This window comes from Lelliottia sp. 489, assembly GCF_050435885.1.
In the GTDB taxonomy this organism is placed as follows: Bacteria; Pseudomonadota; Gammaproteobacteria; order Enterobacterales; family Enterobacteriaceae; genus Enterobacter; species Enterobacter nimipressuralis.
In genome coordinates, this window is sequence record NZ_JBNDLC010000003.1 from 1 (window position 1) to 14,452 (window position 14,452).

The 14,452-nt window shown below is 52.2% G+C and carries 14 protein-coding genes, 1 rRNA gene and 1 other annotated feature; of the genes, 8 read left to right on the top strand and 7 right to left on the bottom strand.

Annotated features, from left to right (window positions below):
- The 4 genes from ABIE11_RS11240 to rluD all read right to left on the bottom strand — a co-directional run.
- Positions 1 to 565: ribosomal RNA gene (locus tag ABIE11_RS11240) — 16S ribosomal RNA — on the bottom strand; the annotation flags it as partial.
- A gap of 456 nt (positions 566 to 1,021) precedes the next feature.
- Positions 1,022 to 3,595, bottom strand: a complete 2,574-nt coding sequence (clpB, locus tag ABIE11_RS11245; RefSeq protein WP_100779262.1) for an ATP-dependent chaperone ClpB — start codon at positions 3,593 to 3,595, stop codon at positions 1,022 to 1,024.
- Between the two features lie 129 nt (positions 3,596 to 3,724).
- Positions 3,725 to 4,456, bottom strand: coding sequence for a purine nucleoside phosphorylase YfiH (gene yfiH / locus ABIE11_RS11250; RefSeq protein WP_429184517.1), 732 nt, complete (start codon positions 4,454 to 4,456; stop codon positions 3,725 to 3,727).
- On the bottom strand, positions 4,453 to 5,433 hold the full coding sequence (gene rluD, locus ABIE11_RS11255) for a 23S rRNA pseudouridine(1911/1915/1917) synthase RluD (RefSeq protein ID WP_429184518.1): 981 nt from the start codon (positions 5,431 to 5,433) through the stop codon (positions 4,453 to 4,455). The genes yfiH and rluD overlap by 4 nt, the downstream gene beginning before the upstream one ends.
- Positions 5,434 to 5,563: 130 nt before the next feature.
- Between rluD and bamD the strand changes: the two genes are divergently transcribed.
- From bamD to pheA, 4 genes are all read left to right on the top strand, one after another.
- The gene (gene bamD / locus ABIE11_RS11260; RefSeq protein ID WP_100779259.1) at positions 5,564 to 6,301 is read left to right on the top strand and encodes an outer membrane protein assembly factor BamD; all 738 of its coding nucleotides are present in this window, start codon (positions 5,564 to 5,566) and stop codon (positions 6,299 to 6,301) included.
- Between the two features lie 267 nt (positions 6,302 to 6,568).
- Entirely contained in the window at positions 6,569 to 6,910 is a 342-nt protein-coding gene (gene raiA, locus ABIE11_RS11265; protein ID WP_095282963.1) for a ribosome-associated translation inhibitor RaiA, read from the top strand.
- Between the two features lie 103 nt (positions 6,911 to 7,013).
- Positions 7,014 to 7,139, top strand: a sequence feature (Phe leader region).
- Entirely contained in the window at positions 7,015 to 7,062 is a 48-nt protein-coding gene (gene pheL / locus ABIE11_RS11270) for a pheA operon leader peptide PheL (RefSeq protein WP_102105455.1), read from the top strand. Its footprint overlaps the feature before it by 48 nt.
- A 29-nt stretch (positions 7,140 to 7,168) precedes the next feature.
- Positions 7,169 to 8,329, top strand: coding sequence for a bifunctional chorismate mutase/prephenate dehydratase (gene pheA, locus ABIE11_RS11275; protein WP_100779258.1), 1,161 nt, complete (start codon positions 7,169 to 7,171; stop codon positions 8,327 to 8,329).
- On the opposite strand, the gene ABIE11_RS11280 is transcribed toward pheA, so the two are convergent.
- From ABIE11_RS11280 to aroF, 3 genes are read right to left on the bottom strand one after another with little or no spacing between them, the layout of a single operon-like run.
- On the bottom strand, positions 8,326 to 9,198 hold the full coding sequence (locus ABIE11_RS11280; RefSeq protein WP_102105363.1) for an SMP-30/gluconolactonase/LRE family protein: 873 nt from the start codon (positions 9,196 to 9,198) through the stop codon (positions 8,326 to 8,328). The two genes, pheA and ABIE11_RS11280, sit on opposite strands and share 4 nt — an antisense overlap.
- Positions 9,199 to 9,258: 60 nt before the next feature.
- Positions 9,259 to 10,380: a bifunctional chorismate mutase/prephenate dehydrogenase gene (tyrA, locus tag ABIE11_RS11285; protein ID WP_416079692.1), complete on the bottom strand. Its 1,122-nt coding sequence runs from the start codon at positions 10,378 to 10,380 to the stop codon at positions 9,259 to 9,261.
- 10 nt (positions 10,381 to 10,390) lie between these two features.
- Complete coding sequence (gene aroF, locus ABIE11_RS11290; RefSeq protein WP_102105365.1) at positions 10,391 to 11,461, bottom strand: 3-deoxy-7-phosphoheptulonate synthase AroF; 1,071 nt, start codon at positions 11,459 to 11,461, stop codon at positions 10,391 to 10,393.
- 220 nt (positions 11,462 to 11,681) lie between these two features.
- Between aroF and ABIE11_RS11295 the strand changes: the two genes are divergently transcribed.
- The 4 genes from ABIE11_RS11295 to ABIE11_RS11310 all read left to right on the top strand — a co-directional run bounded on the left by ABIE11_RS11295 (position 11,682) and on the right by ABIE11_RS11310 (position 14,451).
- On the top strand, positions 11,682 to 12,056 hold the full coding sequence (locus ABIE11_RS11295; protein ID WP_429184519.1) for a DUF2799 domain-containing protein: 375 nt from the start codon (positions 11,682 to 11,684) through the stop codon (positions 12,054 to 12,056).
- A 195-nt stretch (positions 12,057 to 12,251) separates the two neighbouring features.
- Positions 12,252 to 12,737 (top strand): YfiR family protein, encoded by a 486-nt coding sequence (locus tag ABIE11_RS11300; protein WP_181826677.1) that lies wholly within the window; start codon positions 12,252 to 12,254, stop codon positions 12,735 to 12,737.
- Positions 12,730 to 13,950 carry a diguanylate cyclase DgcN gene (gene dgcN, locus ABIE11_RS11305; protein ID WP_123428857.1) on the top strand — a complete coding sequence of 407 codons (1,221 nt, stop codon included), beginning with the start codon at positions 12,730 to 12,732 and terminating at the stop codon, positions 13,948 to 13,950. Before ABIE11_RS11300 ends, dgcN begins: the two co-directional genes overlap by 8 nt.
- A gap of 15 nt (positions 13,951 to 13,965) precedes the next feature.
- Complete coding sequence (locus tag ABIE11_RS11310) at positions 13,966 to 14,451, top strand: OmpA family protein (RefSeq protein ID WP_429184520.1); 486 nt, start codon at positions 13,966 to 13,968, stop codon at positions 14,449 to 14,451.
- Position 14,452: the final 1 nt, after the last annotated feature.

A 14,452-nucleotide genomic window follows, 5' to 3' on the forward strand; every position in this document is an offset into this window, starting at 1 on the left:
CCAGTAATTCCGATTAACGCTTGCACCCTCCGTATTACCGCGGCTGCTGGCACGGAGTTAGCCGGTGCTTCTTCTGCGAGTAACGTCAATCACTGAGGTTATTAACCTCAATGCCTTCCTCCTCGCTGAAAGTACTTTACAACCCGAAGGCCTTCTTCATACACGCGGCATGGCTGCATCAGGCTTGCGCCCATTGTGCAATATTCCCCACTGCTGCCTCCCGTAGGAGTCTGGACCGTGTCTCAGTTCCAGTGTGGCTGGTCATCCTCTCAGACCAGCTAGGGATCGTCGCCTAGGTGAGCCGTTACCCCACCTACTAGCTAATCCCATCTGGGCACATCTGATGGCAAGAGGCCCGAAGGTCCCCCTCTTTGGTCTTGCGACGTTATGCGGTATTAGCTACCGTTTCCAGTAGTTATCCCCCTCCATCAGGCAGTTTCCCAGACATTACTCACCCGTCCGCCGCTCGTCACCCGAGAGCAAGCTCTCTGTGCTACCGCTCGACTTGCATGTGTTAGGCCTGCCGCCAGCGTTCAATCTGAGCCATGATCAAACTCTTCAATTTAAGTTTGATGCTCGTGAATTAAACTTCGTAATGAATTACGTATGTTCACTCAGAGACTTTGGTATTCATTTAGCGTCTTTCGACGTTTAGAATCCATGTCACTTTGAGTGCCCACACAGATTGTCTGATAAATTGTTAAAGAGCAGTGCAACGCGGCTTTCGCTCACCGTTGCGAGGTCCCGTATAATACGTTTTCCTCATTCAGAGTCAAGCGTTTAATTTCGCTTTTCGCTGTCGGCGTTCATCGCTGAACCCCTGCTGTCCCGGCGGCTTGCGTGCCGTTGTTCCGTGTCAGTGGAGGCGCATTATAGGGAGTTATTCTGAGGCTGCAAGTCTAAATCAGAAAATAATTACCAACTGCTCATTTTTCAGGCAAATTAAACCTCAAACGCTAAGTCTCGCCTGGTTTTTAAACAAAAACGAGCCCCGAAAGGCTCGTTTTTGATGTTTTGTGACTTACTGCACTGCCACAATTTTGTCTTCGTTGACTTCCAGACGAATCACTTTCCCTGGGACAAGCTCCCCAGAAAGGATTTGCTGCGCCAGCGGGTTTTCGATCTGCTGCTGGATAGCACGTTTCAGAGGACGCGCCCCGTAAACCGGATCGTAACCATTTGCACTCAGCAGCTTCAGCGCGTCGTCAGAGATGTGGATTTCATAGCCACGATCCTCAAGACGTTTATACAAACGCTGCAACTGAATCTGGGCAATAGACGCAATGTGTTTTTCCCCCAGAGGGTGGAACACAACAACTTCATCTATACGGTTAATGAATTCCGGACGGAAGCTCTGGCTAACCACGCCCAATACCAGATCCTTCATGTGACCGTAATCCAGTTCGCCGAAACGTTCCTGAATCAAATCGGAACCCAGGTTCGAGGTCATGATCACCACAGTGTTGCGGAAATCGACCGTTCTCCCCTGCCCGTCAGTCAGACGTCCATCATCCAGAACCTGCAACAAAATGTTGAAGACATCCGGATGCGCTTTTTCCACTTCATCTAATAAGATGACGGAATAGGGGCGACGGCGTACGGCTTCAGTTAAGTAACCGCCCTCTTCATAGCCGACATATCCTGGAGGCGCACCGACCAGACGCGAGACGGAGTGTTTCTCCATAAACTCGGACATATCAATACGCACCATCGCGTCGTCGCTATCGAACATAAAGTTCGCCAGTGTCTTACACAGCTCGGTTTTACCAACACCGGTCGGCCCAAGGAACAGGAACGAACCAATCGGGCGATTAGGATCCGATAAGCCCGCACGGCTACGACGAATCGCATTTGATACGGCTTCGACGGCTTCATCCTGACCGATCACACGGTGGTGCAGGTCATGCTCCATCCGCAGCAGTTTTTCGCGCTCCCCTTCCAGCATGCGAGCAACCGGAATACCCGTCCAGCGCGCCAGCACATCGGCAATTTCCACGTCCGTTACTTTATTACGCAGCAGACGCATGGTTTTACCTTCTGACTGGGTTGCCATCTCCAGCTGTTTTTCCAGTTCCGGAATTTTGCCGTACTGCAACTCAGACATGCGGGCCAGATCGCCCACGCGGCGCGCCTGCTCAATGGCGATTTTCGCCTGCTCAAGCTCAGCCTTGATCGTCTGCGTGCCAGAAAGCGACGCCTTCTCAGCTTTCCACTCTTCTTCTAATTCAGAATACTGACGCTCTTTGTCGTCCAGTTCCTCATTAAGCATATCCAGGCGCTTTTTACTCGCTTCATCAGACTCTTTCTTCAGCGCTTGCTGTTCAAGCTTGAGCTGAATGATTCTGCGGTCGAGTCTGTCTAACTCTTCCGGCTTGGAGTCAATCTGCATACGAATGCTGGACGCCGCCTCATCGATCAGGTCGATGGCCTTATCCGGCAGCTGTCGGTCGGCAATATATCGGTGAGACAGTGTCGCCGCCGCCACGATAGCCGGGTCAGTAATCTGCACATGGTGATGCAGCTCATACCGTTCTTTCAGACCACGTAAGATAGCAATGGTGTCTTCCACCGTCGGTTCCGCTACGAACACTTTCTGGAATCGACGTTCCAGCGCAGCATCTTTCTCGATGTACTGTCGATACTCATCGAGCGTTGTCGCACCGACACAGTGCAGTTCACCGCGCGCAAGAGCTGGTTTCAGCATGTTCCCGGCATCCATGGCCCCGTCGGCTTTACCGGCACCGACCATGGTGTGCAGTTCGTCGATAAACAGGATGACATTACCTTCCTGTTTCGCCAGATCGTTAAGCACGCCTTTTAAACGCTCTTCGAATTCACCGCGGTATTTCGCCCCGGCCACAAGCGACCCCATATCCAGGGCCAGCACGCGACGGCCTTTCAGCCCTTCCGGCACTTCGCCGTTAACAATTCGCTGCGCCAGACCTTCGACGATAGCGGTTTTACCGACACCGGGTTCACCGATCAGTACCGGGTTGTTTTTGGTACGACGTTGCAATACCTGAATAGTGCGGCGAATTTCTTCGTCGCGGCCAATCACCGGATCGAGCTTGCCTTGCTCCGCACGCTCAGTCAGATCGACCGTATATTTTTTCAAAGCCTGACGTTGGTCTTCGGCTCCCTGATCGTTCACGCTTTCACCTCCACGCATTTTTTCAATCGCCTGAGTCACATTGGCGGTTGTCGCACCGGATGATTTCAGCAGATCGGTCAGCGTACCGCGTGATTCAAGCGCCGCCAGAACAAACAGTTCTGACGAGATAAAGTTATCCCCACGTTTTTGCGCCAGCTTGTCGCAAAGATTCAGCACGCGCACCAGATCCTGAGACGGCTGAACATCCCCACCGGTGCCTTCCACCTGTGGCAGACGACTCAGCGCCTGATCGACGGCTGTGCGCAGCTCGCCAGCATTAATGCCAGCAGACGTGAGTAAAGGACGTACCGATCCCCCTTCCTGATTCAGCAAGGCGCTCATTAAATGAAGAGGTTCGATAAATTGGTTGTCGTGCCCCAGTGCGAGAGACTGAGCATCGGCGAGAGCAAGCTGGAATTTATTAGTAAGACGATCCAGACGCATAACTCCTCCCATAACAGGTCAAATTTGCTACTGGAGATTAAATGAGGTCATCCCTCAATTATTCAAGGTTAATGACCTGAATTATACGAAAAGAAAACAGCGCGTTCCGGATCGTCTTGATTCGTTAGGTTATATCAGCCAAATGAAACTTGCCATACGACCTGTCGTGTTGTCGCGACGATAGGAGAAAAAATCACCCTTTTCGGTGAAGGTACAGCGATCGCCACCGAAGATTTGCATCACACCGACATTACCAAGCCGCTGGCGGGCAAGCTGATAGATATCGGCCAGGTATTTATCCCCTTTCGGCTGAAACGCACTGACGGCCTGCGAGTCTTTGTCGATAAAGGCGTCACGCACCTCAGGCCCGACTTCAAAGGCCTGTGGCCCAATCGCCGGACCGAGCCAGGCAATAATATTGCCCGGACGATCGTCGAAACAGGCAACCGTCTCTTCAAGTACGCCCGCACACAGCCCGCGCCAGCCAGCATGGGCTGCTGCCACTTCGGTACCCGCGCGGTTACAAAACAGAACAGGCAAACAATCGGCGGTCATCACGGCACAGACTGTCCCGGGAGTCTTACTGTAAGAGGCGTCGGCACGTTTTGAAGCATAGGGTTCGCCCGTCAGCCTCAACACATCTTTGCCGTGCACCTGCTCAAGCCAGACCGGTTTTGATGGCAGATTTCCTGCCGCAAACATACGCTTGCGGTTCTCTTCGACATGTTCCAGGTTATCGCCACAGTGGGCGCCAAGATTTAATGACGCCCACGCGTCGTGACTGACGCCACCAACGCGGGTAGAGCTACAGGCTGCCACGCCTTCAGGAATTGGCCACTCCGGGACAATCAGTTTGGTCATAACCAGTCCACTTTATCCTTATGTTCTTCAAAGTCCGCACGCATCGCGTCAATCAAATCGACCATATCCTGAGGAATTGGCGCATGCCATTCCATCTCGATACCGGTAATCGGGTGATAGAGACGCAGCATGGTCGCGTGTAAGGCCTGGCGATCGAATTTACGCAGAGTGCTGATAAATTCTTCCGACGCGCCTTTCGGCGGACGTGGACGACCACCGTAAACCTGATCGCCCACCAGCGGATGAGTAATGTGCGACATGTGCACACGAATCTGGTGAGTACGGCCGGTTTCCAGACGCAGACGCAGACGCGTATGAATGCGGAAATGTTCCATAATGCGGTAGTGCGTCACCGCAGGTTTCCCCATCGGATGCACTGACATATGGGTACGCTTGGTCGGGTGACGGCTGATCGGCTCTTCGACCGTGCCGCCAGATGTCATATGACCAATCGCGACGGCTTCATATTCACGGGTGATTTCACGCAGCTGCAGCGATTCCACCAGACGCGTCTGGGCAGGAACCGTTTTCGCGACCACCATCAGACCTGTAGTGTCTTTATCCAGACGGTGAACGATGCCCGCACGCGGAACGTCAACAATCGGCGGATAATAATGAAGCAGCGCATTCAGTACGGTGCCGTCAGGATTACCGGCGCCAGGATGCACGACCAGGCCGCGCGGTTTGTTGATCACCAGAATGTCATCATCTTCATAGACGATTTCTAACGGGATCTCTTGTGCCTCAAAGCGGACTTCTTCTTCTATTTCAGCATTGATGGCGACGGCTTCCCCACCTAACACTTTCTCTTTTGGCTTGTCCCATACTTTGCCGTTAACCAACACGCGCTGGTCAAGAATCCATTCTTTTATGCGTGAACGCGAATAATCAGGGAACATTTCGGCCAAAGCTTGATCTAAGCGTTGACCGAGCTGATTTTCGGAGACTGTTGCGGTGAGTTCTACTCGTTGTGCCATAGACTGCTTCTTCGTTTAACGTTGGGTTTTACGGCTTTGCCGTATAATATAGTGTGCTATTGTAGCTGGTCTTAATCGGGAGCAGGAAAGAGATTCTCCCGGACAAACATTTGAGGAAAGTCAAAACGTCATGACGCGCATGAAATATCTGGTGGCAGCGGCCACGTTGAGCCTGGCTTTGGTGGGCTGCTCCGGTTCAAATGAACAGGTCCCTGACAATCCGCCGAATGAAATCTATGCGACTGCACAACAAAAACTGCAGGACGGTAACTGGAAACAGGCGATAACGCAACTGGAAGCGCTGGATAATCGTTATCCATTTGGTCCGTATTCCCAACAGGTACAATTAGATCTCATCTACGCCTACTACAAAAATGCCGATCTGCCGCTGGCTCAGGCTACCATCGATCGCTTCATCCGTCTGAACCCGACTCATCCGAACATTGATTATGTCATGTACATGCGCGGCCTGACCAACATGGCTCTGGATGACAGTGCTCTGCAAGGTTTCTTCGGTGTTGATCGTTCTGACCGCGACCCGCAGCACGCGCGTGACGCATTCAATGACTTCTCCAAGCTGGTGCGCGGCTACCCGAACAGTCAGTACATCACCGATGCCACCAAGCGTCTGGTGTTCCTGAAAGATCGTCTGTCCAAGTATGAGTACTCCGTTGCCGAGTACTATACGCGTCGTGGCGCATGGGTGGCAGTGGTTAACCGCGTCGAAGGCATGCTGCGTGATTACCCGGACACACAAGCCACCCGCGATGGTTTGAAGCTGATGGAAAACGCGTACCGCCAGATGCAGATGAACGCACAGGCTGAGAAAGTGGCGAAGATTATCGCCGCGAACAGCAGCAATACCTGATCGTTCCCAAACGTAAAACGGCAGCCCAAGGGCTGCCGTTTTTTTATCCATTTCGCCATCCGCTGAAGCGGTTTGGTGCCGACGAATCCTATCAACTATGGCTGCAATTCCTGAGTTCGACAAGGTAAAAATCACCTGTTCCTGTCTTTCCTCACAAAAAAGCTTCCTTGACAAAAAGTGACAAAATAACGTGATTTAGATCACACATTTTGACATTAGGACAGGTATGCTGGAATCACCAAGACGGAAAGACAAGAGGTAAAATTTATGACAATGAACATTACCAGTAAACAAATGGAAATTACTCCGGCAATTCGCCAGCACGTCGCAGACCGTCTCGCCAAACTGGATAAATGGCAAACTCATTTGATTAACCCGCATATCATTCTGTCTAAGGAACCACAGGGTTTTACCGCTGACGCAACTATCAATACTCCTAACGGCCATCTGGTCGCCAGCGCTAAACACGAAGATATGTACACCGCTATCAACGATTTGATCAACAAGCTGGAACGGCAGCTCAATAAAGTGCAACACAAAGGCGAAGCCCGTCGCGCCACCACCTCGGTGAAAGACGCAAGCTATGCCGAAGAAGTTGAAGAAGAGTAATCCTTTAAATTGAGTGTACCGCCAACGCGCCTCCGGGCGCGTTTTTTATTGACAGCATCAAAACAGTACGGGTACTTTAACGGTATCAACAACAGGATGAACTCATGAACCACACCCCGTTTTTCTTCGCATTCTTTTTTACCTTCCCCTGAATGGGAGGCGTTTCGTCGTGTGATAAAGAATGCGAAGACGAACAACAAGGCCTCCCACACCGGGGGGCCTTTTTTATTGATAACAATAAACGAAATAGGCAACGCTATGACATCGGAAAACCCGTTACTGGATCTGCGAGTAAAAATCAGCGCGCTGGATGAGAAATTACTGGCGCTGCTGGCTGAACGCCGCACGCTAGCCGTTGAAGTGGGTAAAGCCAAGCTGGACTCCCACCGCCCGGTACGTGATATCGACCGTGAGCGCGATCTGCTGGAGCGCCTGATCCAGCTGGGTAAAGCCCATCACCTCGATGCACACTACATCACTCGCCTGTTCCAGTTGATCATTGAAGATTCCGTTCTGACCCAGCAAGCGCTGCTGCAACAACATCTGAATAAAACCAATCCGCACTCAGCGCGCGTTGCATTTTTGGGACCTAAAGGCTCTTACTCGCATCTGGCTGCGCGCCAGTATGCCGCCCGCCATTTCGAGGAGTTTATCGAGAGTGGCTGCGCTAAATTCGCCGATATCTTTAACCAGGTTGAAACCGGTCAGGCAGACTACGCTGTGGTGCCGATTGAGAACACCAGTTCCGGGGCGATTAATGACGTCTACGATCTTCTTCAGCACACCAGCCTGTCGCTGGTCGGCGAAATGACCATTCCAATTGATCACTGCGTGTTAGTCGCAGGTTCTACCGATCTGAATCAAATTGATACCGTATACAGCCACCCGCAGCCATTCCAGCAGTGCAGCCAGTTCCTTAACCGCTATCCAAACTGGAAAATTGAGTACACCGAAAGCACCTCAGCGGCGATGGAAAAAGTGGCGCAGGCCAACTCTCCGCGCGTGGCGGCTCTCGGTAGTGAAGCCGGCGGTGCACTGTATGGCCTGCAGGTTCTGGAGCGCAACCTGGCTAACCAGACGCAGAACATCACCCGCTTCGTGGTGCTGGCACGTAAAGCGATTGATGTGTCCGAGCAAGTTCCGGCGAAAACCACTCTGCTGATGGCGACCGGCCAGCAGGCAGGTGCGCTGGTTGAAGCCCTGCTGGTGTTACGTAATCACAACCTGATTATGACCAAACTGGAATCCCGCCCGATCAACGGCAATCCGTGGGAAGAGATGTTTTATCTCGATATCCAGGCCAACCTCAAATCTGCGTCCATGCAGAAAGCCCTGCGCGAACTGGGCGAAATCACCCGTTCGATGAAAGTGCTGGGCTGTTATCCGGGCGAGAACGTGGTCCCGGTCGATCCGGTTTAACGCTCAATAAACGGGCCTTTCTTCATTCCTGCCACACTGACGGGCAGGGTGAAGATGGCGCCCGATAGCGGATATTTCGTCACTTCGTCACGATCCATATTTTCACGCGTGGTGGTGATAAACAGGGTTTTCATATCATCCCCGCCGAAACAGACCATCGTCGGACAGCGCACTGGCAAGCGATACTCTTCCAGCTGTTCCCCCTGCGGAGTAAACCGCGCAATACGCCAGCCATCAAACAATGCGCTCCAGTAGCAGCCTTCAGTATCCATCGCGGCGCCATCCGGTATTCCCTCGCCCTGTTCGAAGCGGCGGAACACTTCGCGGGCACCCGGCTCGCCCTTTTCGTCCAGCGGTGTACGGTAAATCACGCGGTTCGGCGTATCTGAAGTCATCATCCACTGCCTGTCCGGACTAAAGGCCAGGCCGTTGTGCCCGTGGATATCACACTGAATGACTTTCGGCGTCAGATCGTTATCAATGCGCATCAGCATCGCGCCATTGTAATCCCCCGGTCCCCAGAATGTTCCCGCGTAAAAACGCCCGATATGATCGGTGCCGCCGTCGTTAAAACGCGCCAGTTGAGGATTAGACGGGTTATCGCAGACTTTTCGCTGGAGCAGGCCGTGCTTATCCGTCAGCCAGATCGCGTTACGCATCGCGACGATAAACCCGCCCTTCTCGCGTAAGGCAAAACACCCGACCTCCTCATGAAATGAGAGAACAGAGTGTTGACCCGAAGAGAGGTGATAACGATGAATTTCACCTTCCAGAATATCGGCCCAATAGAGCGCGTTTTCGCTTTCGCTCCAGGTCGGGCATTCCGGTAAGTGCCCGGTGTAGTCGAATAAAACCTGCGGTTCAGCCATGACAAATCCCCAAAATGAAAAAAGCCAGCAGTGCTGGCTTTTAGTATATACATCATCAGATTACTGGCGACTATCGTTCGCCTGGCGCAATAAGGTGCGGCTCTCGCTCTGGAAACGCTTCGCGTAATCCCCGAACCAGTGCTCAACCTTACGGAAACTGTCGATAAAGGCCTGCTTATCGCCCTGCTCCAGCAGCGCTATCGCCTCACCAAACCGCTGGTAGTAGCGCTTGATCAGCGCCAGATTATTTTCTGACGACATAATGATATCAGCATACAGCTGCGGATCCTGCGCAAACAGACGCCCAACCATAGCCAGCTCCAGGCGGTAAATTGGCGAGGAGAGTGCCAGCAACTGCTCCAGCTGGACGTTCTCTTCCGCCAGATGCAGGCCATAGGCAAAGGTCGCAAAGTGGCGCAGTGCCTGAATGAACGCCATATTCTGATCGTGCTCCACCGCGCTAATACGATGCAGACGTGCGCCCCAGACCTGAATCTGTTCCAGGAACCACTGATACGCTTCCGGTTGACGACCATCGCAGTAGACCACGACCTGTTTCGCCAGGCTGCCGCTATCCGGGCCGAACATCGGGTGCAAACCCAGTACCGGTCCGTTATGGGCCGCCAGCATCGCCTGCAGCGGACCATTCTTCACGGACGCCAGATCTACCAGAATACAATCTTCCGGCAGAGACGGCAGTTTGCCGATAATCTCTTCGGTTACATGAATCGGCACGCTGACAATAACCATGCCTGCGTCGGCCATCATCTCTGGCGCACGTGCCCAGTCCTCTTTTTCAAGAATGCGTACCTGATAACCCGAAAGCGTCAGCATCTTCTCAAACAGACGCCCCATCTGGCCGCCGCCGCCAACGATCACCACCGGTCGCAGCGACGGACAGAGGGTTTTAAAGCCCTTATCGTTTTCGCTGGAGTAGGATTCACGCATCACGCGACGCAGCACATCTTCAATCAGGTCGGGGGAGACGCCCATGAGCTGCGCCTCATCACGCCGGGAGGCCAGCATCGACGCTTCACGCTCTGGCACGTAAATCGGCAGGCCGTATTTACTTTTCACTTCCCCGACTTCGGCAACCAGTGACATCCGGCGCGCCAGCAAATCCAGCAGCGCCTTATCTACCTCATCAATTTGATCGCGTAGTGCGGTCAATTCTGCAACCATAACTAACCTCTTAAGCCAGACGCGTCGCCAGCTGGCCGTTCAAATCTTTGTGGATCTCACGCAGCAGCGCATCCGTCGCTTCCCAGCTGATGCAGGCGTCGGTTACTGAGACACCGTGTTTCATTGCGCTACGCGGCTGTTCAGATGACTGATTACCCTCGTGGATATTACTCTCAATCATCAGGCCGATAATCGAACGGTTACCGTCTTTGATTTGTGCGACAACGGATTCCGCTACCGCAGGCTGGCGACGGTAATCTTTGTTGGAATTACCATGGCTGCAATCTACCATCAGAGCCGGGCGCAGTCCCGCCTGTTCCATCTCTTTTTCGCACTGGGCGACATCCGCCGGGCTGTAGTTAGGTGCTTTACCGCCGCGCAGGATAACGTGACCATCCGGGTTGCCCTGGGTCTGGAGCAGACAAACCTGTCCGGCCTGGTTGATGCCGACAAAACGGTGCGGCATCGCCGCAGCGCGCATGGCGTTAATCGCTGTCGCAAGGCTACCGTCGGTCCCATTTTTAAAACCAACCGGCATCGACAGGCCAGACGCCATCTCGCGGTGAGTCTGTGATTCTGTGGTGCGAGCACCAATCGCGGACCAGCTAAACAGATCGCCCAGGTATTGCGGGCTGTTCGGATCGAGTGCTTCTGTCGCCAGCGGCAGCCCCATGCTCACCAGTTCTACCAGCAGACGACGCGCAATCTTCAGACCGGCTTCCACATCAAACGAGCCATCCATGTGTGGATCGTTAATCAACCCCTTCCAGCCAACGGTGGTACGAGGTTTTTCAAAATAGACGCGCATGACCAGGTAGAGGCTATCGCTGACCTCCTCTGCTAATGCTTTAAATCGACGAGCATATTCAATCGCAGTTTCAGGATCGTGAATGGAGCATGGCCCGCACACCACCAGCAGACGCGGATCGCGACCGGCAATGATGTCAGAGATAGTCTGGCGGGAGTGCTCAATCTGCGCCTCCTGTTCAGAACTCAGCGGGAATTCCAGCTTCAACTGATCTGGCGTGATCAAAACCTGTTCGTCGGTAATATGTACGTTATTCAGCGCGTCTTTTTGCATGATGGCGATCCTGTAATGCTCGTTTGCGATAGTGGTTTCCTCGATGAGGTGAACACACAATATCACATCAAGTAAAGATTTCAATCCAAAATACGTAAACATTAATTTACAAGCGGCATTTTCAGGCAAAAAATGTCCGCTTATTTCGTAAAGATAAAATTACACTCTGATTGTTCATTGCCAGGCTATGCTGAAGAAAAAGAAGAAAAGGCGAATCACTATGCGTTCAATTGCTCTCGCGTTGCTGGCGATATTATTGACAGGCTGTCAAATAAACCCTTATACCTTCCAGCCCACCTGGACCGGCACCAGCTGGTTTACCGCCGGCAAAGAAGATGCCATGAATGGTGTATCAATAAAAAGTAACGAAACTCTCGCGGATAATTTTAACGATCCTGACGTTGATCGCAGTGAATACCTGCGCGGTTATGTTGATGGTCAGAAAAAAGTCTGTACCGAAGATTTTGTCTATGCGTGGGGTCTGTCCGGTAAAATATTCCCAGCCAGTTGTGATACGGCAGAAAATGCCGACCTGCTGCGTAAATCCTGGCAAAAAGGAATGGATGAAGGTATGCGCGGTTCGAGACTTAATTAATTTAATAACTTAATAATTTCATTCAATTACAACTCAGATTTAGCTTAAGTCACAACAAATTCCACATAATGACTACTCAGGTAAACAATGGTATTCTTCCTGCAATATTCAAGGATATATATTTCCAGAGTGGTATGGCGGATTCTGGTGAGACATTTTTTTACGTTCCCTTTGTGCCATCTGATTCTGGCACTCATGCTGTGCATTATCAGCGGGCAAAGTTTCGCGACAACGTTGACAGAAAAAGAGAAGTCAGTACGTTCGATCGTCTCTGGCATCGTCAGCTATTCCCGTTGGCCTGCGCTTTCTGGCCAGCCTAAACTCTGTATTTTTTCGTCTTCTCGTTTCGCCCAGGTACTGAGTGACAGCGGCTCTGCTGCTTTACCCTACACACCCTTGATTGTGCAAAATGAGTCTGAAGCATTACATGCCACCTGCGATGCCGTTTATTTTGGAAATGAGTCACCTGCTGCTCAGCTTGAATTATTCAGGAATTATCAGGGCCGCGCGTTACTATTAATCGCCGAGCAAAACCTGGAATGTGTTATTGGCAGTGCTTTTTGTCTGATAATTAATGAAGAAACAGTGAGATTTTCTGTCAATCTGGATGCCCTGTCTCGCAGTGGCGTAAGAGTGAATCCGGATGTGTTAATGCTTGCCCGGAATAAGAAGCATGAATAAGGAACTTTCTTCAACGCCACGGCCGACGTTTAAAAGAACGTTGAGGCGTATCAGTATGATTAGCGTGGTAATTACCATGACGCTAATATGGTTATTATTGTGTATTGCGTCAGTGGTTACATTAAAACAATACGCACAAAAAAACCTCGAATTAACCAGCGCGACCATGAGCCGAAGCCTGGAAGCCTCATTAGTATTTAATGATGCCACCGCCGCTAATGAAACGCTTGCCACACTGGGTAGACAGGGGCAATTTTCCGTTGCCGAGGTGCTCGACATCCATCAGAAGCGTTTTGCCTACTGGTCGTGGACCCCTGATGATGATACCGACACCCTGAGCACGCTGGTCAGTCGCATGCTGTTCCCCGTCCCTGCCGCACAGCCCGTGGTGCATAACGGCAAGGTGATTGGTGAAGTGCGCATTACCGCGCGCGACAGCCTGATTAGCCATTTCCTCTGGACGTCTTTTGCCGTGCTGACCGGCTGTATTCTTTTCGCCGCTTTTGTGGCGCTGACCATTACCCGTTCTTTGCACAACGGAGTCGTCACCGCCCTGCAAAATATCACCGACGTGGTGCATGACGTTAAAACTAACCGTAATTTCTCGCGCCGCGTCGAAGAGGAGCGTATCGAAGAGTTCCATCGTTTTGGGCAGGATTTCAACAGTCTGCTCGACGAAATGGAGGAGTGGCAGCTCAAGCTGCAGGCCCGGAACGCACAGCTTATGCGCACCGCGATGCACGATCCGCTCACCGGGCTGGCGAACCGCGCTGCATTCCGCAGCAGCATCGCGGCGCTGATGAATGACGCTTCTGCACAGATGAATTCTGCCCTGCTGTTCCTGGATGGCGATAACTTCAAGCAGATCAACGATACCTGGGGGCACGCGGCAGGTGACTGCGTGCTGATAGAAGTCGCCAGCAGAATGGTGGAATTTGGCGGGAAACGTTATCAGTCATACCGTCTGGGCGGCGATGAATTTGCCATGATCCTGTATGGCATTCACTCGGCGGCAGACGTTCAACAGATTTGCACTGCGCTTTCGCAGCAGTTTCTCCAGCCGTACGATCTGCACAACGGACATACGGCACATATGTCACTCAGCATTGGTTTCGCTCTGGCGTGGGAAAATACCTCGGTAGAGGCATTACTGGAGCAAGCCGACCGCAATATGTATCAAGTGAAAAACCAGCGTCCGACAATAATTTTGTAATAAAAGGAACACGTTATGTTAAGGCGATATCTCGCTCCAGTTTTACTGGCTACAACGATTCTGGCAGGCTGCCAGGCACCACCTCAGGGTAAATTCACCCCGGAACAGATTGCGGCAATGAAATCCTACGGTTTTAACGAAACGAACGGCGACTGGTCCCTCGGCCTGTCGGCGAAGATTTTATTCGGCAAGAATGAATATCAGCTGCGTCCGGAAAGCGAGCAGCAGATCCAGACCATGGCGACACGTCTGGCCGCCACCGGGCTGGTCCATGCACGCATGGACGGGCACACGGACAATTACGGGGAAGAAAGTTACAACCAATCCCTCTCGCTTAAACGCGCGAATGTCGTGGCTGATACCTGGGCAAAAGGGGCGAATATCCCGCGCAGCAACCTCACTACTCAGGGCTTAGGTAAAAAATTTCCGGTCGCCAGCAATGCAACACCTCAAGGGCGTGCTGAAAACCGCCGCGTTGCAGTGGTCATCAGCACGCCTTAAT